Raw genomic sequence first — 19,370 nt, 5'->3', positions numbered from 1 at the left:
TCGCGAGCAGGCTCACTCCTACATTTGTTTTGTGGTGTTCATTTAATAATAAGGAACAGGCCATGCGCGCACTGGCTGCACTCAGCCGCTTTGTCGGCAATACCTTCGCTTACTGGGTTCTGCTTTTCGCGGTGATTGCGTTCCTGCAACCGGCGTGGTTCCTCGGCCTGAAAAGCGCGATCGTGCCGCTGCTCGGGCTGGTGATGTTCGGCATGGGCCTGACCCTCAAACTCGACGACTTCGCTGCTGTCGCCCGCCATCCATGGCGCGTAGCGCTGGGCGTGGTTGCACATTTCGTGATCATGCCCGGTGTGGCGTGGTTGCTCTGCCAGATATTTCACCTGCCGCCGGAAATCGCTGTCGGAGTGATTCTGGTCGGTTGCTGCCCGAGCGGCACCTCGTCCAACGTGATGACCTGGCTGGCCCGAGGTGATCTGGCATTGTCGGTGGCCATTGCTGCCGTGACCACCCTCCTCGCCCCGCTGCTGACCCCGGCACTGATCTGGCTGCTGGCTTCGGCGTGGTTGCCGGTGTCGTTCATGGAGCTGTTCTGGTCGATCCTGCAAGTGGTGCTGCTGCCGATCATTCTCGGCGTGGTTGCCCAACGCATGCTCGGTGACAAGGTTCGTCATACCGTGGACGTGTTGCCGCTGGTATCGGTGGTCAGCATCGTTATCATTGTCACCGCCGTGGTAGCCGCCAGTCAGGCGAAAATCGCCGAATCCGGCCTGTTGATCATGGCCGTGGTGATGCTGCACAACAGCTTCGGTTATCTGCTGGGTTATTTCACCGGGCGCCTGTTCAAGTTGCCGTTGGCCCAGCGCAAATCGCTGGCGCTGGAAGTCGGCATGCAGAATTCCGGGTTGGGCGCCGCGCTGGCCAGTGCGCATTTTTCGCCATTGGCGGCGGTGCCGAGCGCGCTGTTCAGCGTCTGGCACAATATCTCCGGCGCGTTGCTGTCGACGTACTTCCGGCGCATGAGTGAAAAACAAGACCGCGAGGCACTGGCGCAACAGGCGGCCGACTGAGGCGCAAACTTGATCCCCGGGTTAATGCTCGTCACACTACTGCGCAACGCGGGGACGACCCTGCGGCTCGATCGAGTTATTAATCTGGGGACGACCCCGTCTATCGATGGAGGTCTTTCATGTCCTGGATCATTCTGTTTTTCGCCGGCCTGTTTGAAGTCGGCTGGGCCGTCGGCCTGAAATACACCGACGGTTTCACCCGCCCGCTCCCCACCGTTCTGACCGTTGCGGCCATGGCCATCAGCCTTGGCCTGCTCGGTCTTGCGATGAAGGAATTGCCGTTGGGCACCGCCTATGCGATCTGGACCGGCGTCGGTGCGGTGGGCACGGTGATTGCCGGAATCATCCTGTTTGGCGAGTCGATGGCGTTGATTCGGCTGGCCAGTGTGGCGTTGATCATTACCGGGTTGATTGGGCTTAAGGTCAGCGCTTAAGCCACTACCGCTTTCGCGAGCAGGCTCGCTCCCACAGTTGATCGTATTCCTCTGACGGAACGCGATCGAATGTGTGCGAGCCTGCTCGCGAAGAGGCCCTTAAAATCGCCGGCTATCTGACTGCCCCGCGCAACTCCCCGACCAACCCCTGCAACGTCGCCGGCTCAGCAGCATCAACGCCCACCGGCGCTCCTGCCACCAACGTTACCCGCGACCACAATCGGTGAAAAAACCCTTTGTTCGGATCGCGGCTGAAGAAACTCCCCCACAACCCCTGCAATGCCAGCGGAATCACCGGCACCGGCGTCTCTTCAAGAATCCGCGTCAAACCGCCCCGGAACTCATTCATCTCGCCATCCGCCGTCAGCTTGCCTTCCGGGAAAATGCACACCAGCTCACCGTCCTTCAAATAGTGAGCAATTCGCGTGAAGGCCTTTTCGTAAATCTGGATGTCTTCATTCCGTCCGGCAATCGGAATCGCCCCCGCCGTGCGGAAGATAAAGTTCAGCACCGGCAGGTTGTAGATCTTGTAGTACATGACAAAGCGAATCGGCCGACGCACTGCGCCACCAATCAGCAAGGCATCGACAAACGACACGTGGTTGCACACCAGCAGTGCCGCGCCTTCATCCGGAATCGCCTCAAGGTTGCGGTGTTCGACGCGGTACATGGAATGGCTGAGCAGCCAGATCATGAAGCGCATGCTGAACTCGGGGACGATTTTGAAGATGTAGGCATTGACGCCAATATTCAGCAGCGACACCACCAGGAACAACTGCGGGATCGACAGTTTGACCACGCTCAGCAGCACAATCGAGACGATGGCCGAGACCACCATAAACAGTGCGTTGAGAATGTTGTTGGCGGCAATCACCCTTGCCCGCTCGTTCTCGGCGGTGCGCGACTGGATCAAGGCATACAGCGGCACGATGTAGAAACCACCGAAAATGCCGAGACCGAGGATGTCGACCAACACCGCCCAGGTGTGCACGAAGCCCAGCACTTCAATCCAGCTGTGGCCGCTGACGCTGTCGGGAATCCCGCCGGAATGCCACCACAGCAGCAAACCGAATACGGTCAGACCGAACGAACCGAACGGCACCAGACCGATCTCCACCTTGCGCCCGGACAGCTTCTCGCAAAGCATCGAACCCAGCGCAATCCCGACCGAGAACACGGTAAGAATCAGGGTGACCACGGTCTCATCGCCGTGCATCCATTCCTTGGCGTAGGCGGGAATCTGCGTCAGGTAAATCGCCCCGACAAACCAGAACCACGAATTGCCGACAATCGAGCGCGACACTGCTGGCGTCTGGCCCAGACCGAGTTTCAGCGTGGCCCAGGATTGACTGAAGATGTTCCAGTTCAGGCGCATCTCCGGGGAGGATGCCGCCGCGCGCGGAATGCTGCGACTGGCCAGATAACCCAGCACGGCGATCCCGACGATGGCGCAGGACACCAACGGTGCATAGTGCGAAGAAGACATGATGACCCCGGCACCAATCGTCCCGGCGAGAATCGCCAGAAACGTGCCCATTTCCACCAGGCCGTTGCCGCCCACCAGCTCATCCTCGCGCAAGGCCTGCGGCAGGATGGAATACTTCACCGGCCCGAACAGCGCCGAATGGGTACCCATGGCGAACAGCGCCACCAGCATCAGCGACAAGTGATCGAAGAGAAAACCGACCGATCCTACGGCCATGATCGCGATTTCCGCGAGCTTGATCAGACGGATCAGCGCGTCCTTGGCGAATTTTTCCCCGAACTGCCCGGCCAGTGCCGAGAACAGGAAAAACGGCAGGATAAACAGCAACGCACACAGGTTGACCCAGATCGAACGGTCACCCTCGATGGTCAGCCGATAGAGAATGGCGAGGATCAGCGACTGTTTGAACACGTTGTCGTTGAACGCGCCGAGCGACTGCGTGATGAAGAATGGCAGGAAGCGCCGGGTGCGCAGCAGGTTGAACTGTGAGGGGTGACTCATCTTCCGTGTTTCCCTGATGTTTAAGGTAGAGAGGCCTGGGTACTGCTTATTGGATTCTCGAACAGCGATCCAGGCCACACCTTACCTAAACTTTTCTGGTTATTTCTTCAAACCTGCGATGCACGGCGAGACAAACAGCTCGCCCCGCCAGGCGCCTTGCACGGTACGTTTGCCGACGATCAGCCACATCAGCGCCAGCAACATCACCAACAGCGTGCCGACGACACTGAAAAACGTCAGGTTCAGGGTGCTCGCCAGTTTCAGGGTTGCCAGCGAATACACGCCCAACGGGAAGGTGAAGCCCCACCAGCCGAGGTTGAACGGGATGCCGTCACGCAAGTAGCGCACGGTGATCAGCAGCGCCATCAGCATCCACCACAGCCCGAAGCCCCACAGGGTTATCCCGGCAATAAGCCCCACACCCGAGGCGATTTCACCGATACCGGGCAGACCGTTCGCCGCGAATATCGCCGGCGCATCACCGCCCAACAGCAACATGCCCAGCGCACCGGTGCCGATCGGGCCGAGGGCCAGCCAGCTCGAGGCTGCCATGTTTTCGTGGGGCAGTTTGTGCAGGGCCATACGCAGCAGCAGGATGGTCAGAATGCTGAACGCTACCGGTAGGGAAAAGGCCCAGAGCACGTAGCTTGTCGTCAGTACCACCAGTTGTGAATGGGCATCGGTGAGATGCGGCGCGAGCAAACCACCGCTGGCCGCCGCCACCTCTGCCGCCACGACCGGCAGCAACCAGACGGCGGTCATCTGATCAATGCTGTGTTCCTGACGGGTAAACATCATGTAAGGGATCAACACGCCGCAAGCCAGCGACATGGCCACATCGATCCACCACAGCACTTCGGCGAGGTGAATCACGCCGTCACCCCAGCGCGGCAGGCCAAACACCAGAAAGCCGTTGATGATCGTCGCCAGGCCCATGGGAATCGTGCCGAAGAACATCGATACAGTGGAGTGGCCGAAAATCCGCCGCGCTTCATCAAAGAACAGCATCCAGCGTGCGGCGTAGGCAACGGTAAACAGGCTGAATAACAGAATGTTGAACAACCACAAACCTTCAGCAATGGCGTGCAGGCCTGGAATGGCCAATGGCAGTTGCGCCAACGCCAACGCCAGCACACCAGTGCCCATGGTCGCTGCGAACCAGTTGGGGGTGAACTGGCGGATCACTTCACGCGGATGCTGAAGCTGGCTGAACGGTTTGATGCCGGGTTTGGCGCTGTTGGGGCAAGTCATCATGGAGTCCTCTCCTCTGGTGAGGTTGAGTCCATGGTAGAACCGAATCGAATATCTATATAACGGGTAATTTCTCTAACTGTTATCTGTTTTACCAATAAGCAGTCAGACGCTGCCTTCGCTCTCGATCACCAGAATCCGCGCTGCACCTTGCGGATGGGCGACATGCTCGGTGCCGACACTCGCATAGAAGATGTCACCGACCTCAAGCTGCACCTGTTTTTCTTCGCCCAGATCGCGGTAATGCATCAGCACTTGACCATCCAGCACCACAAACACTTCCTCGCCGTCGTTGATGTGCCATTTGTACGGCTGATCCGTCCAGTGCAGGCGCGTGGTGATGCCGTTCATGTTGGCAATGTCCAGCGCGCCCCAGGCGCGCTCGGCGGTGAAGGTCTTGCTGCGAATAATCTTCATGAGTCGATCCGTGAGAAGAAGGCTGGGCAAGGCTAACCGAAATCGAGGGGGTTATGGAGCGCGGCACACTTTGGCTGCGGCTGGGCGCAGGCTGAGCAGCAGCGCGCCAATGGCCAACACGATCAACACCACCCCGTAACCATCGGTGGTTGCCAGCAAACCGTAGCTACGCGACAAGTGCCCGGCGAGCAACGCCGGCAGACAGAACGCCAGATAACTGAGCACGTAATAGGCCGCCATCAATCCTGCCCGCTCATGGGGCAAGGCCAGCGGCACCAGGCTGCGCACGGCGCCGAGGAATCCCGAGCCAAAGCCGCAACCGGCCACCAGCGTGCCGAGGAAAAACAGCGACAGGCTGGCGCTGTGCACGCCCAGCAGAATCAATACCAGACCGATCGGCAGCAGGCTCGCGCCCAACTGCAAGGCCCGGACGGCAGGACGATTGCGCATCGTGAAAATCATCAGCGCACCAGTCACGGTCAGGGCCGCAACGGTGGCGCCGCCGATCAGATTCGAGTCCGAGCCAGTGGCGGTGCGCACCAATGACGGTGCCAGCGATGCATAAAAGCCGCCGAGCGCCCAGGTTGCCGTGTTCAGCGGCAACACTCGCCACAAAGTGGCTCGCGCTTGAGTCGGCACGTGCAGTGTCGGCCGCAACGAGGCCCACGCCCCGGCTTGCGGAGTGACGCTTTCCGATAAGCGCCAGACATAAATGCCTTGCAATACAAACAGTGCGAGCAGCAGCCAATAGGTCAGTTGCAACGGCGCCGGCGCAAACTCCGCCAGCAAACCGCAACCCATGCCGCCCAAGGCCATGCCGAGCAACGGCGCGACACTGTTGATCAATGGCCCCTGCTGACGATCCGTGTCGAGCAGGGTCGCGCTTAAAACAGCGGTGGCCATGCCGGTGGCAAATCCTTGCAGAACACGCGCGCTGATCAGCCACGCCACGCTGTCGGCGTAGATAAACAGCAACATCGCCAACGCGTTAAGCAGCACGGCGGCGAAGATCACCGGTTTGCGTCCCAAGTGGTCGGATAGCGAACCGACTGTTAATAGAGCCGCCAACAGACTGAGCGCATAGACGCCGAAGATCAGCGTCAACATGGTTGCCGAGAAGTGCAGCTGATCCTGATACAGGTGATACAGCGGCGTTGGCGCCGTGGAGGCGGCGAGAAAACTCAGTAAAGTAATCGCCAGAAACCACAGGCTGGATCGATTGGAAGCAAGGCTGGTCATGGGCACACTCCGCAAAAGCTAATTTTTTGCTTTTGCGGAGTGTGCTACTGCCTTGCGCTTAAAGCAAATTCTTTGTGTTAAGGTCTGCCGCATGGCTATTAAAGAAGGTTTACGCCCCGGCGGCCGCAGTGCCCGGGTGCAAGATGCAATTCATTCGGCAGTCCGTGCGCTTTTGCAGGAACAGGAACGTTCGAGCGTGACCGTCCCGCAAATCGCCGCACGTGCGGGGGTGACACCGTCGACGATTTATCGGCGTTGGGGTGATCTTTCGGCGTTATTGGCCGACGTCGCCCTCGCCCGCATGCGCCCCGACAGCGAGCCGGCGCAAACCGGCAGTTTGCGCAGCGATATTCGTGCGTGGGCCGAGCAATATCTCGATGAAATGAGCTCGGAGCCTGGGCGCAACATGATGCGCGACGTGCAGGCCAGTGCTACGCCGGGGTATTGCGTGACGATCATTAGTGCGCAATTGCAGACGATCGTTGAGCGGTATCCGGATGAAATGGCGCCGAGTGTTGATCGGTTGATCAACCTGGTGGTTGCGCCGGTGGTGTTCCGGATTCTGTTTTCGGCGGCAGCGCTGGAGGTGGCTGAACTGCATCGGCTGATCGATATTGCGCTGCGTCAGGACTGACGCCTTCGCGATCACCCCAGAAACCGAGGGGTTCCCCGCCTGCGACACCCCACCACGCCACGACCTTGGTCGACACTGACTAACCGCCCCGCGCATGCGAGACTGTCCGCCCGGGCAGGAGTGCCGGGGAGTCTTTTGTCGGGAGTGTTGCATGTCGCTGTCCACCGGGCTGATCGCCGCCGTCGCCCTGGCCTATATGGCCATCATGTTCGCCATCGCCTTCTACGGCGATCGCCGCAGCGCGCCGTTGCCGCCGCGCATGCGTGCCTGGGTGTACAGCCTGTCGCTGGCGGTTTACTGCACCAGCTGGACGTTCTTCGGCGCTGTCGGTCAAGCCGCCGAGCAATTGTGGTCATTCCTGCCGATTTACCTCGGGCCGATTCTGCTGCTGGTCGGCGCGCCGTGGGTCCTGCAGAAAATGGTGATGATCAGCAAACAGGAGAACATCACCTCCATCGCTGACTTCATCGCTGCACGCTACGGCAAATCGCAATCGCTGGCGGTGGTCGTGGCGCTGATCTGCCTGGTCGGCGTTCTCCCCTATATCGCCCTGCAACTCAAAGGCATCGTCCTCGGCGTGAACCTGCTGATCGGCGCCGGTGCCGATGCCATGGGCACCCGCGCCCAGGACACCGCGCTGATCGTGTCGCTGGTGCTGGCGCTGTTCACCATTGTCTTCGGCACGCGCAACCTCGATGCCACCGAACACCACCGTGGCATGGTGCTGGCGATTGCTTTCGAATCGCTGGTCAAACTGTTCGCCTTTCTCGCCGTCGGCGCTTTCGTCACTTATGGCCTGTATGACGGTTTCGATGACCTGTTCAACCAGGCCATGCTCGCCCCGCGTCTCGAGGAATACTGGAAAGAAACCATCAACTGGCCGTCGATGGTGGTGCAGACCGGCGTGGCAATGATGGCGATCATCTGCCTGCCCCGGCAGTTCCACGTCACCGTGGTTGAGAACATCGACCCGCAAGATCTGCGCCTGGCCAAATGGGTATTTCCGGCCTATCTGGCCTTGGCCGCGCTGTTTGTCGTGCCGATCGCGCTGGCCGGACAGATGCTGCTGCCGAGCGACGTCTTGCCCGACTCGTTCGTGATCAGCCTGCCGTTGGCCCAGGCGCACCCGGCCTTGGCGGTGCTGGCCTTTATCGGTGGCGCGTCGGCGGCGACCGGCATGGTGATTGTCGCCAGTGTGGCGTTGTCGACCATGGTGTCCAACGACATGCTGTTGCCGTGGCTGCTGCGGCGCAATAACGCCGAGCGCCCGTTCGAAGTGTTCCGCCAATGGATGCTCTCGGTGCGCCGCGTCAGCATCGTGGTGATTCTGTTGCTCGCCTATGTCAGCTACCGCTTGCTCGGCTCGACGGCAAGCCTGGCGACCATCGGCCAGATTGCGTTCGCCGCCGTGACTCAACTGGCGCCCGCCATGCTCGGTGCGCTGTACTGGAAACAGGCCAACCGGCGCGGCGTTTTCGCCGGTTTGGCGGCCGGTACTTTCCTGTGGTTCTACACCTTGATCCTGCCGATCGCCGCGCACAGCCTCGGCTGGTCGTTAAGCAGTTTTCCAGGGCTGGCATGGTTGCACAGCAATCCGCTGAACCTGCCAATTAGCCCGCTGACCCAAGGCGTAGTGCTGTCGCTGGCCGGCAACTTCACCCTGTTCGCCTGGGTTTCGGTGCTGTCGCGTACCCGCGTATCGGAACACTGGCAGGCCGGACGTTTCATCGGTCAGGAGATCAGTGCGCGGCCGAGCGCACGCTCGATGCTGGCGGTGCAAATCGACGACTTGCTGCAATTGGCCGCGCGTTTTGTCGGTGAGGAACGTGCGCGCCAGAGCTTCATTCGCTTCGCCTATCGCCAGGGCAAAGGCTTCAACCCCAACCAGAATGCCGACGGCGAATGGATCGCCCATACCGAGCGGTTGCTGGCCGGTGTACTCGGCGCTTCTTCGACGCGCGCAGTGGTAAAAGCCGCCATCGAAGGTCGGGAAATGCAGCTGGAGGACGTCGTGCGCATCGCCGACGAAGCCTCCGAGGTGCTGCAGTTCAACCGTGCCTTGCTGCAGGGTGCGATCGAGAACATCACCCAAGGCATCAGCGTGGTCGACCAGTCACTGAAACTGGTGGCCTGGAACCGGCGCTATCTGGAGTTGTTCAATTACCCGGATGGTCTGATCAGCGTCGGCCGGCCGATTGCCGACATCATTCGCTACAACGCCGAGCGCGGCCTGTGCGGCCCCGGCGAAGCGGAAGTCCACGTTGCCCGGCGTTTGCACTGGATGCGTCAGGGCCGCGCGCACACCTCTGAACGGCTGTTCCCCAACGGCCGAGTGATCGAGCTGATCGGCAACCCGATGCCGGGGGGCGGTTTCGTCATGAGTTTCACCGACATCACCGCGTTCCGCGAAGCCGAGCAGGCACTGACCGAAGCCAATGAAGGGCTGGAACAACGGGTCAGCGAACGCACTCAGGAACTGTCGCAACTCAACGTCGCGCTGACCGAGGCGAAGGGCACCGCCGAAGCCGCCAATCAGTCGAAAACCCGCTTTCTCGCGGCGGTCAGCCATGACTTGATGCAACCGCTGAACGCCGCTCGGCTGTTCTCCGCCGCCCTCTCCCATCAGGACGACGGCTTGAGCAGCGAGGCGCAGAAACTGGTGCAGCACCTCGACAGCTCACTGCGTTCGGCTGAGGACTTGATCAGCGATCTACTGGATATTTCCCGCCTGGAAAACGGCAAGATCAACCCCGATCGCAAGCCGTTTGCGGTCAATGAGCTGTTCGACATTCTCGGCGCCGAATTCAAGGCACTGGCACAGGAACAAGGTCTGACTTTCCGTGTGCGCGGCAGCCATTTGCGCATCGACAGCGACATCAAATTGCTGCGGCGGATTCTGCAGAACTTCCTCACCAACGCCTTCCGTTATGCCAAGGGTCCGGTGTTGCTCGGTGTGCGTCGACGTGGCGGCGAACTGTGCCTGGAGGTGTGGGATCGCGGGCCAGGGATTCCGGAAGATAAACAGCAAGTGATTTTCGAAGAGTTCAAACGCCTCGACAGTCATCAGACCCGCGCTGAAAAAGGCCTCGGCCTGGGTTTGGCAATTGCCGATGGTTTGTGCCGGGTGCTCGGTCACACCTTGCGGGTGCGCTCGTGGCCGGGTCGCGGCAGTGTGTTCAGCGTCAGCGTGCCGCTCACTCACTCGCAGGCCCAACCGGCAAGCGCTGCAGCCGAAATGAATGGCAGGTTGCCAAGCGGCGCGCGGGTGCTGTGCATCGACAATGAAGACAGCATTCTGATCGGCATGAACAGCCTGCTCAGTCGCTGGGGATGTCAGGTGTGGACAGCGCGCAATCGCGAAGAATGTGCAGCACTGTTAAATGACGGCGTGCGACCGCAACTGGCGTTGGTCGACTATCACCTTGACCACGGCGATACCGGCACTGAGCTGATGGCGTGGTTGCGCACAAGCCTGGGTGAGCCGGTGCCGGGGGTGGTGATCAGCGCTGACGGGCGACCGGAGATGGTCGCCCAGGTGCATGCGGCGGGACTGGATTATCTGGCCAAACCGGTGAAGCCGGCGGCGTTGCGGGCGTTGTTGAGTCGGTATTTACCGTTGTAGAAGCAAAAAATCGCAGCCTCCGGCGGCTCCTGCATTGGTATGGCGTACATCCTGTGGGAGCTGCCGGAGGCTGCGATCTTTTGATCTTTATTCAGGGAGTTCGACGAGACCATCGACATCGGTCATCGCCCGCTCCAGCAAATCCGCCGGCAAGCTCTTGCTCGCCCGGGCGCCGAGCAATTTCAGTTGCTCACTGCGACTGACCAGATTACCGCGCCCTTCTGTCAGCTTGTTGCGCGCTGAGCTGTAGGCTTTGTCCAACTGCTGCAGGCGATTGCCGACCTCATCCAGATCCTGAATGAACAGCACGAACTTGTCGTACAGCCACCCGGCGCGCTCGGCGATTTCCCGGGCGTTCTGGCTCTGGCGCTCCTGCTTCCACAGACTGTCGATCACGCGCAACGTCGCCAACAACGTCGTCGGGCTGACGATGACGATGTTGCGGTCGAAGGCTTCCTGAAACAGCGATGGCTCAGCCTGCAACGCTGCCGAAAATGCGGCCTCGATCGGCACGAAGAGCAAAACGAAATCGAGGCTGTGCAGGCCTTCAAGACGTTTGTAATCCTTGCCGGCCAGGCCTTTGACGTGATTGCGCAACGACAATACATGCTGCTTGATCGCGATCTGCCCGAGGCTGTCGTCGTCGGCAGCCACGTACTGCTGATAGGCGGTGAGACTCACCTTGGAGTCCACCACTACTTGCTTGTCGCCCGGCAGGTAAATGATCACGTCAGGCTGGAAGCGCTCGCCATCCGGGCCTTTGAGGTTGACCTGGGTCTGGTATTCGCGGCCCTTCTCCAGACCGGCGTGTTCGAGCACTCGTTCAAGAATCAGCTCGCCCCAGTTACCTTGGGTTTTCTGGCCTTTGAGGGCGCGGGTGAGGTTGGTGGCTTCGTCGCTCAGGCGCAGATTGAGCGCCTGCAAACGTTCCAGTTCCTTGGCCAGCGAGAAGCGCTCGCGGGCCTCGGCCTGATAACTTTCTTCCACCCGTTTTTCGAAGGACTGGATGCGCTCCTTGAGCGGATCAAGCAACTGCCCGAGCCGCTGCTGACTGGTCTCGGCAAAGCGCTGCTCGCGCTCATCGAAAATCTTCCCGGCCAGTTCGGCAAACTGCGCACGCAGTTCATCGCGCGAGCCTTGCAGGTCGTTGAGGCGTTGCTGGTGGCTTTCCTGTTGCTCGCGCAGTTCGGCGTTCAGTGAAGCGGCTTGTGCGTCGAGGCGGCGCAGCTCAGCTTCCTTGTTCGCGCGTTCGAGGTTCCAGGCGTGGGAGGCATCGCGGGCGTCATCACGCTCGATCTGCAGCAGCTCGACTTCCCGGCGCAGCGCTGCCAGATCAGCTTGCTTGGCGGCGTTGGCCTGGCCGAGATCGGCGACTTCATCGCGACTGGCGTCGAGCTGCGCGTTGAGTCCGTCCTGCGCCAGTTGCGCCATGGCCAGCCGCTCTTCGAGCAAGGCGACCTCGGCCTGGCCGTTACTCGCCCGGCGTTGCAGTTGCCAAGCCAGCGCCAGCAGTGGCAATCCCGCCCCTGCAAGCCCCAGCAATACGCTGGTCAAGTCCATCGCCATAGCCACTCCCGCCGATCTTATAAAGCCTGAAGGTTAACCAAGGTGTCAGGTCTTGGACAGCTCAGTCTTCGAGCAGACCGAGTTCCTGTTGCGCACGACGGTCACCGGCACGCGCGGCCTGGCGCAGCAGATCCTGACCGATGCGACGATCCCGGGCGTTACCGCACTCACGGCACATCAACTGACCGAGACGGCTTTGCGCAGCCACCACGCCTTCACGCGCCGGTTGTTTGAGCAGGCGCCCTGCGATGTGCTTGGCATTATGACTGTCGCTCAGGCGCGGGCTGTCGAGCAGCCATTCTGCAACGCGAACGGAAAATCGCTTGGGCGGGGTAACAGAAGAAGGTTGTGAGGTAACAGAGTCTGATACTGAGCGAAACTTCATAAAGCACTGTGGGACGAATCGGAAGGCGCGCCACTCTACTCTCTTTTTCTTACAGGTAAAGTCGAAAAACAACCCGGCACGCCCGTCCTAGAGCAAGCGCTCGGGACAATCCACAGAAGCTGTGGATAACTCAGTGGACAACCGCCCTCCAACCGCCGCAAAGCCTTATGGAATGGGGCTCGCAGTCAAACTGACGATTTTTTCACCAACAAAAAAAAGCGATGTTTTTCATTGACTTAAACTTTCGATGCAGGCAGCCAGTGGAGTCAGGATTGGTATGACAGTGCCGTTACAGCTTGCGCAACTAATGTGCACAAGTACCTGTTACCCGGTTATATCGATGCGCTTTTTCGGGTCGTTTTGCTAACCGGTCTGGGGATAAACCGGCCTGGCACGCGGCTTGATGAACAAATCTTCACCGACCGACGGTCAAGCGCTGCGCCAAATGCGGGCAATTCTGCGCCCCCCAAAGCAGACTCAATCGGCCTCTGCAATGTTTTTCTACTCGAAGTTTGCTTTACCCGTTTCGATCCGTTAGTATCCGCGGCGTTAGTACCAAGCTGAAAGTCAATTCCGGTCGAACACATCCCCACGGTCTGCCTTCTTCCAAGAAGCCCTACCGAAAAAAGCGGGAACGACCCCTCGATGGTTTCCAGGTAAATCTTGCGACAACACAGCCTTCCAATGACGTGAAGGGTGTTGCGAAGAACACTTACTCTGACCGAACCAACCTGCAAATTGATCAGGATCTTCACCCCGGGCCCAGAACCTTTGCCCTCGTTGTGATGCCTGCCCTCCTAAGTACCTACCTGCCAGCCCAAGCGCGCCAACTTAATAGCGCTTCAAACTGGCTGCTTTGTTCCAGTCGGGTTCTTCGTTCGACCAATGGTGGTCGACGTTACTGGAACGTTTTAACGTTGCACGGTTCTTATCCGTGTCATTTGTAGGAACACCTAATAACTATGTCTACTCAAATCCATACTCAGGATGCCATTCGCACCCTAACCAACGCTTTTGCACCAATGAACTGCCTGATCATGGCCGCTCGCAAAGGCTGCTTCAGCTTCACACTGGTCAACGAACACGGTATCGCCCGCCACAGCGAGCGTCTGTACCCCGATCAGTACTCCAGCGCTGAACCGCTGCAGGCCGTGATCGATCGTACCCGTCAGGCACTGGTTGCCTGAGAGCCGAAAAAGGCTGCAAAAGCAAAAGCCCCGCACACAATGCGGGGCTTTTTATTGCCTGATGTTTCGCTTTTACCCCTCAGCGGCTAAGCACTATCGGATATAACGGATATTCCCCGCAGCGGGAAATATTTTAAAAACAGTCCTTTACGTCGTGAATATGACACTACACTTCAACTCAAGCGGCATGAGCCGCTTGCGGCGAGCCTGAACCGATCCATAGCTGCCAAGCCCCCCTTCAGGACTCGCCATTAATAACAAGAACCGAGGGTTTTATGGGTATCGCTGCCAGCGAACTGTGCCGCTACGTGATCCGTCCTACGCTGATTTATCTGGGACGCCACAGCGCAACTGCCGAATCTCTCCTGCTGGGCATCGCCGCCAGCCAGTCTGCCCTGGGTTCCGCCCTCCATGACCGCCGTGGCCACGGCCTCTACCGTATCGCCGAGCATCGCCATCAGGCCCTTTGGGATGACTATCTGGCGCTCGATCCGGAACGTGCCAGCCTGGTTCGCGGCCTCGCCAGTCAGCATGCTTTTCTGACCGGCCCGCACCTGGAACTGACGGTCAATCTGCGCTACGCCACGGCCATTGCCTGGTTGCTGGTAGAAGAACAAAACCCCACCCTCCCCGACTCCAACGATTTGCTGGGAATGGCGCGTATCTGGCGTCAGACCTTTCAACCCCAAGGTCGTCTGCGTGACTTCACTTACGCCTGGCACACCTGTGTTTCAACGGTGAATCAGATCGCTTGCTGATCCGTCCGGTTTCAGAAGATCGGCCAACAGGTCGCGAATCTGGTCGGATTGTCCTACAAAACCGCTCTAACTCAAGGCATACGGACTATAGCGCTGGGACGAAAATGTTGGTAATTTTCGCCCCGGTGATCATCAGGAGTTCTAATAATGAAAAAAGTCATGCTCAAAACCACCCTTAGCCTCGCCGTTACCATGGCATCCACACAGATCTTCGCAGCTGGCTTTGCCATCAACGAACACAGTATCAGCGGGATGGGCACCGGTTACGCTGGACGATCTTCTTCTGCCGACGACGCAAGCACTGTTTATGGCAACCCTGCCGGCATGTCGCGCCTCAAGCGCGAACAAGTCACTGGCGGTGTTGCATTCCTTGATGCAAAAACCGATATCAGCGATGCCAGCTCCAGCCCTAACGGCGGCAGCAACAAAGGCGACATGGTGCCCTTCACCTCCGTACCTATGGGCTTCTACGTCAAACCGATCGATGATCATTGGGCATTCGGCCTCGGCGTCTACGTGCCGTTTGGCCTGATTACCGACTATGAAAAAGGCTTTGCCGGCCGTTACTTCGGTAGCAAGTCCGAAGTACAAGTGATCACCTTCCAGCCAACCGTCAGTTACGCCTTCAACGACAAGGTGTCGATCGGTTTTGGTCCAACCATCAACCGCATCGACGGTACGCTGGAATCCAACCTGTCGATCACTCAGGCCGCGCCGGATGGCAAGGTCAAGATCAAGGGTGACGACACCGCGCTGGGCTACAACATCGGTGTGCTGGTACAAGCCACTGACACCACGCGTCTGGGTCTGACTTACCACTCGAAAGTCGACTACAAGCTCGAAGGCAACACCAAGGTCAACTACGGTGTGCTGGGTGCAATCGGTCTGGGTGCCAACCAGAAGTACGATGCTTCGCTGAAGATCACCACGCCTGAATCCATCGACTTCTCGGTCACCCAGGCGATCAACGATCGCTGGAACGTGTATGCCGGTTCGACCTGGACCCGCTGGAGCCAACTGGAAAAAATCACCGTCAAGAACTCTGGTGTGCAGCCTTTGCTCGCCGGTCAGTTCGGTGAAATCACCGAAGACCAGAACTGGCACGACTCCTGGGCGTACGCCGTGGGTACTTCGTATCAGTTGAACAAGGAATGGGTACTGCGTACCGGTCTGACCTTCGACCAGTCGCCGACCAACAACGTCGACCGTTCGCCACGCATCCCGACCGGCGACCGGACCATCTTCAGCATCGGTGCCGGCTGGAGCCCGACTGAAGACCTGACCATCGACGTTGCCTACTCGTACCTGAAGGAAGAGTCGGTGAAGATCCGCAACGAAAACGATCGTGGTCAGACCTACGACGCCAAGTATGAAAACTCGGCAAACGGTTTCGGTGTCGGCGCGACCTACCGCTTCTGATGCTGCACGGCGAGGCTAACCCTCGCCGACAAAAAAAGCCCCGCTCTCTTTGCAGAAAGCGGGGCTTTTTATTGCCTTGAGTTTACTCACCACCACAACACACTTCCCAGGCTCGCTCCCACAAAAAACAGCGCTAAGGTTTCAGCGGTTTCGAGGCGATAGCCTTCTCGATCGCGGCGATAAACTCCGGATCATCCGGCTTGGTCAGACTGGAAAAATTGGCGATCACCTTGCCTTGGCGATCAACCACATATTTATAGAAATTCCATTTCGGCGCACTGCTCTGTGCTGCCAGCACTTGGAACAGATGCGTAGCGTCATCACCACGAACCTTTTGTGGCTCGGTCATATTGAACGTCACGCCATAGTTGGCGTAGCAGACCTTGGCAGTCTCGGCGCTGTCCTTGGACTCCTGTTTGAAGTCGTTGGAAGGCACCCCGAGCATTTGCAAACCTTGCCCTTCGTAGCGCTTATGCAGCGCCTCAAGACCTTCGAACTGCGGCGCAAAACCGCAGAAACTGGCAGTGTTGACCACCACCAGCGGCTTGTCGGCGTATTGCTGGCACAGATCAATGGATTCCTTGGCTCGCAACTTGGGTAGCGAGCCTTGCAGCAATTCGGGACAGTCGGCAGCCTGGGCCAGACCAGTCAACGCCATCAGCAACGCGGGAACAGCACACCAGCGCATCAGCATGTCGAGCATCCTTGAGCAGTCGTTCAGGATTCGACGTTACTCGTCATGCCCGCTTCTAGCAAATGCTCATGCCCAACTGCATCAAGGCCAGACCGCCCTGCTGCCAGCCCCACCACACCAGCGCCAGCACAGCGGCGCCGAGTGCCGTGATGGCCAATCGTCGCCAGAATCGGCTCATGCGGCGCTCGCTGCGGCTTGCAGGCGTGCGACCGGACGCTCACGCACCGGCCAGTTCAGCGCGGCTGCCAGCAGGCTCAGCAGAACCGCCACTTGCCAGATCAAGTCATAACTCCCGGTTCGGTCATACACCACCCCGCCCAGCCAGCCGCCAAGAAACGATCCCAACTGATGGAAGAGGAACACGATGCCACCGAGCATGGACAGGTTTCGCACCCCGAACAAAGTCGCCACCGTACCGTTGGTCAACGGCACCGTCGACAGCCACAGGAAACCCATGGCCATGCCAAACAGGTACGCCGACGTGGTCGTCACCGGCAGCCACAGGAACAACACGATCACCACTGCGCGCAGCAGATACAACGCGGTGAGCAAGCGCGGCTTGGACATGCGTCCGCCAAGCCAGCCGGCGGTGTAGGTGCCGAAGATATTGAACAGCCCGATTAACGCCAGCACGGTGGTGCCAACACTGGCCGGCAGATGCTGATCGACCAGATAGGCCGGCAAGTGCACACCAATGAACACGACCTGAAAACCGCAGACAAAAAAGCCGAACGCCAACAACCAGAAACCCGAATGCGAACAGGCTTCGCGCAGGGCCTCAGACAAGGTTTGTTCATGGCCGAGCACCGGCAACGGCTTGTCCTTGAGCATGCTCACCAGCGGCACGATCAGCGCCACCAGCAAGCCCAATACCAACAACGCCGCCGACCAGCCGAGCCAGCCAATCAAGCCGAGGGTACCCGGCAACATGGCGAACTGGCCGAAAGAACCGGCGGCGCTGGCGATACCCATGCCCATGCTGCGTTTTTCCGGCGGCACCGCGCGGCCGACGACGCCGAGGATCACCGAGAACGAGGTGCCGGACAGACCAATGCCGATCAGCAGGCCGGCGCTCAGTGATAGCGTTACCGCCGAATCAGACAGGCCCATGCACACCAGACCCACCGCGTAGAGCACCCCACCGACGAGCACCACTTTTGCCGCGCCGAAGCGGTCAGCCAATGCACCGGTAAACGGTTGCGCCAGACCCCAGATCAGGTTCTGCAGGGCGATCGCGAAAGCAAACACCTCACGTCCCCAGCCGAATTGCGCACTCATCGGTGACAGGAACAACCCGAAGCCGTGCCGCACGCCCAATGACAGCGCCAGGATCAGCGCACTCCCCAGCAACACCCAACCGCACGTACGCCACATCGATGTCATTGTTATTCTCCGCTTGCGGGTATATACCCGCTTGAGTTTGGAAAAAACCGGCCTCAGGCCAGTTCATCCAGCAATCTGAGCAAGGTTTCACGCTTCTCGGCGCCCAGTCGGTCAATCAACCGCTGCTGCGCTGCTTCCCAGGCCGGCAGTGCCGCTGCCAGGCGTTGCACGCCGGTCTCGGTGAGTTTGACGATACGGTTGCGCATGTCCTCGCCTTCGGCCAGCGCCACCAGCCCCTCGCCTTCCAATACCCGCAGATTGCGCCCGAGGGTGCTGCGGTCCAGACCCATCGCCTCGGCAAGTTCGGAAATGCTCGGTTGATCCAGACGCTGCAGATTGCACAGCAAAGAATACTGGGCAACGTTGATCCCGAAGCCGTCGAGAGCGCCGTCGTAATGCCTGCTGACGCCACGAGCGGCGCGACGCAGGTTGGTGCACAAACACTGAGAAGGAAGCATGATGCGTGTATATACCCGCGACTATGTTAAATCAAGTTACAGATGAGTTTACCCATAACATTTGTGCTGCCTGACAAACCGCCTTCGCGAGCAGGCTCACTCCTACATTTGCAATGCGATCCCCTGTGGGAGCGAGCCTGCTCGCGAAGAGGCCAGCACAGACAATCCAAAACTGTCAGATCAAAACCAATCCAACCAACACCACCATCTCCAGCAATTCCAGCAACGCCCCCGCCGTATCGCCCGTCGCCCCGCCCAACCGCCGCATCATCACTTGCCGCAGCCAGACAAACACAACAACCGAAATCACCAACGCAACAACGGCGCCAAACCCGGCGATCAACACGCAGCCCAGCGCACTCAAGCCCAGTACCCGCCACCCGGCCTTGCGCGGCAAATGATCCGCCAACGCTTGCCCCAACCCACCCGCACGTACATACGGCGTCGTCAGAAACAACCCCAACAGCGCCGCCCGCCCGAGCAGCGGCACAATGATCAACACCAGCCCATGCCCTTGCTCGATCAGCGCCAGCAGTGCAGCAAACTTGAGCAGCAACACCAGCACCAGCGTCACTACCGCAATCGGCCCGCTGCGCGGGTCTTTCATGATCGTCAACGTACGCTCGCGATCACCAAAACCGCCGAGCCAGGCATCAGCGCTGTCGGCCAGACCATCCAGGTGAAGTGCGCCGCTGAGCACCACCCAAACCGTCAGCAGCAACGCCGCATGCAGCAGCAACGGCGCGCCGCTCAAGGCAAGATTCAGCACCCACAGGATCAGCCCGAACAACAGCCCCACCAGCGGATAAAACAGCAACGATCGCCCAAGCTGTTCCGGCTCGGGCATCCCCGACAGGCGAATCGGCAGGCTGCTGAGAAATTGCAGGGCGATCCACAGCGGCAACATG

At 59.4% G+C, this 19,370-nt stretch carries 18 protein-coding genes; 7 read left to right on the top strand and 11 right to left on the bottom strand.

What is annotated here, in order from left to right; genetic code table 11:
• Positions 1-62 precede the first annotated feature (62 nt).
• Both AB4O01_RS29010 and sugE read left to right on the top strand, forming a co-directional pair.
• Positions 63-1,028, top strand: coding sequence for a bile acid:sodium symporter family protein (locus AB4O01_RS29010; RefSeq protein ID WP_460090232.1), 966 nt, complete (start codon positions 63-65; stop codon positions 1,026-1,028).
• 119 nt (positions 1,029-1,147) lie between these two features.
• Entirely contained in the window at positions 1,148-1,462 is a 315-nt protein-coding gene (gene sugE / locus AB4O01_RS29005) for a quaternary ammonium compound efflux SMR transporter SugE (RefSeq protein WP_003223093.1), read from the top strand.
• A gap of 112 nt (positions 1,463-1,574) precedes the next feature.
• Here the strand turns inward: sugE and AB4O01_RS29000 are convergent, their stop codons facing one another.
• From AB4O01_RS29000 to AB4O01_RS28985, 4 genes are all read right to left on the bottom strand, one after another.
• A complete protein-coding gene (locus AB4O01_RS29000) occupies positions 1,575-3,449 on the bottom strand; it encodes an MFS transporter (protein ID WP_460090231.1) in 1,875 nt (624 codons plus the stop codon).
• Between the two features lie 99 nt (positions 3,450-3,548).
• Positions 3,549-4,700, bottom strand: coding sequence for a TDT family transporter (locus AB4O01_RS28995; protein ID WP_460092327.1), 1,152 nt, complete (start codon positions 4,698-4,700; stop codon positions 3,549-3,551).
• A 105-nt stretch (positions 4,701-4,805) separates the two neighbouring features.
• A complete protein-coding gene (locus tag AB4O01_RS28990) occupies positions 4,806-5,117 on the bottom strand; it encodes a cupin domain-containing protein (RefSeq protein ID WP_095051094.1) in 312 nt (103 codons plus the stop codon).
• 51 nt (positions 5,118-5,168) lie between these two features.
• Positions 5,169-6,356 carry an MFS transporter gene (locus AB4O01_RS28985; RefSeq protein ID WP_427118689.1) on the bottom strand — a complete coding sequence of 396 codons (1,188 nt, stop codon included), beginning with the start codon at positions 6,354-6,356 and terminating at the stop codon, positions 5,169-5,171.
• A gap of 91 nt (positions 6,357-6,447) precedes the next feature.
• Here AB4O01_RS28985 and AB4O01_RS28980 point away from each other — a divergent pair, with 91 nt between their 5' ends.
• Positions 6,448-6,990, top strand: a complete 543-nt coding sequence (locus tag AB4O01_RS28980) for a TetR/AcrR family transcriptional regulator (protein ID WP_460090230.1) — start codon at positions 6,448-6,450, stop codon at positions 6,988-6,990.
• Positions 6,991-7,141: 151 nt separating this feature from the next.
• Entirely contained in the window at positions 7,142-10,612 is a 3,471-nt protein-coding gene (locus AB4O01_RS28975; RefSeq protein ID WP_460090228.1) for a hybrid sensor histidine kinase/response regulator, read from the top strand.
• Positions 10,613-10,699: 87 nt separating this feature from the next.
• Here the strand turns inward: AB4O01_RS28975 and AB4O01_RS28970 are convergent, their stop codons facing one another.
• Both AB4O01_RS28970 and AB4O01_RS28965 read right to left on the bottom strand, forming a co-directional pair.
• Positions 10,700-12,064, bottom strand: coding sequence for a DNA recombination protein RmuC (locus tag AB4O01_RS28970; RefSeq protein WP_163013634.1), 1,365 nt, complete (start codon positions 12,062-12,064; stop codon positions 10,700-10,702).
• 175 nt (positions 12,065-12,239) lie between these two features.
• On the bottom strand, positions 12,240-12,563 hold the full coding sequence (locus tag AB4O01_RS28965; protein ID WP_186624892.1) for an SEL1-like repeat protein: 324 nt from the start codon (positions 12,561-12,563) through the stop codon (positions 12,240-12,242).
• Between the two features lie 962 nt (positions 12,564-13,525).
• On the opposite strand from AB4O01_RS28965, the gene AB4O01_RS28960 reads away from it, so the two are divergent.
• The 3 genes from AB4O01_RS28960 (at position 13,526) to AB4O01_RS28950 (ending at position 15,927) form a co-directional block, all read left to right on the top strand.
• Complete coding sequence (locus AB4O01_RS28960) at positions 13,526-13,750, top strand: hypothetical protein (RefSeq protein WP_003214941.1); 225 nt, start codon at positions 13,526-13,528, stop codon at positions 13,748-13,750.
• Positions 13,751-14,025: 275 nt separating this feature from the next.
• Entirely contained in the window at positions 14,026-14,508 is a 483-nt protein-coding gene (locus AB4O01_RS28955) for a hypothetical protein (protein ID WP_093440074.1), read from the top strand.
• 147 nt (positions 14,509-14,655) lie between these two features.
• Positions 14,656-15,927, top strand: a complete 1,272-nt coding sequence (locus AB4O01_RS28950) for an OmpP1/FadL family transporter (RefSeq protein WP_034156220.1) — start codon at positions 14,656-14,658, stop codon at positions 15,925-15,927.
• Between the two features lie 133 nt (positions 15,928-16,060).
• On the opposite strand, the gene AB4O01_RS28945 is transcribed toward AB4O01_RS28950, so the two are convergent.
• From AB4O01_RS28945 to AB4O01_RS28925, 5 genes are all read right to left on the bottom strand, one after another.
• A complete protein-coding gene (locus AB4O01_RS28945; RefSeq protein ID WP_414926784.1) occupies positions 16,061-16,621 on the bottom strand; it encodes a glutathione peroxidase in 561 nt (186 codons plus the stop codon).
• Between the two features lie 55 nt (positions 16,622-16,676).
• On the bottom strand, positions 16,677-16,799 hold the full coding sequence (locus AB4O01_RS28940) for a hypothetical protein (RefSeq protein ID WP_256573964.1): 123 nt from the start codon (positions 16,797-16,799) through the stop codon (positions 16,677-16,679).
• A complete protein-coding gene (locus AB4O01_RS28935) occupies positions 16,796-18,004 on the bottom strand; it encodes an MFS transporter (RefSeq protein WP_093440060.1) in 1,209 nt (402 codons plus the stop codon). Before AB4O01_RS28935 ends, AB4O01_RS28940 begins: the two co-directional genes overlap by 4 nt.
• A gap of 53 nt (positions 18,005-18,057) precedes the next feature.
• Positions 18,058-18,462: a MarR family winged helix-turn-helix transcriptional regulator gene (locus AB4O01_RS28930; RefSeq protein ID WP_007919794.1), complete on the bottom strand. Its 405-nt coding sequence runs from the start codon at positions 18,460-18,462 to the stop codon at positions 18,058-18,060.
• Between the two features lie 175 nt (positions 18,463-18,637).
• Positions 18,638-19,369 carry an adenosylcobinamide-GDP ribazoletransferase gene (locus tag AB4O01_RS28925; protein ID WP_460090226.1) on the bottom strand — a complete coding sequence of 244 codons (732 nt, stop codon included), beginning with the start codon at positions 19,367-19,369 and terminating at the stop codon, positions 18,638-18,640.
• Position 19,370 lies beyond the last annotated feature (1 nt).

The sequence above is a fragment of the Pseudomonas sp. S2_E02 genome (assembly GCF_054668355.1).
The sequence above is the reverse complement of the archived record's forward strand: the minus strand, read 5'-3'. Positions and strand labels throughout refer to the sequence as shown.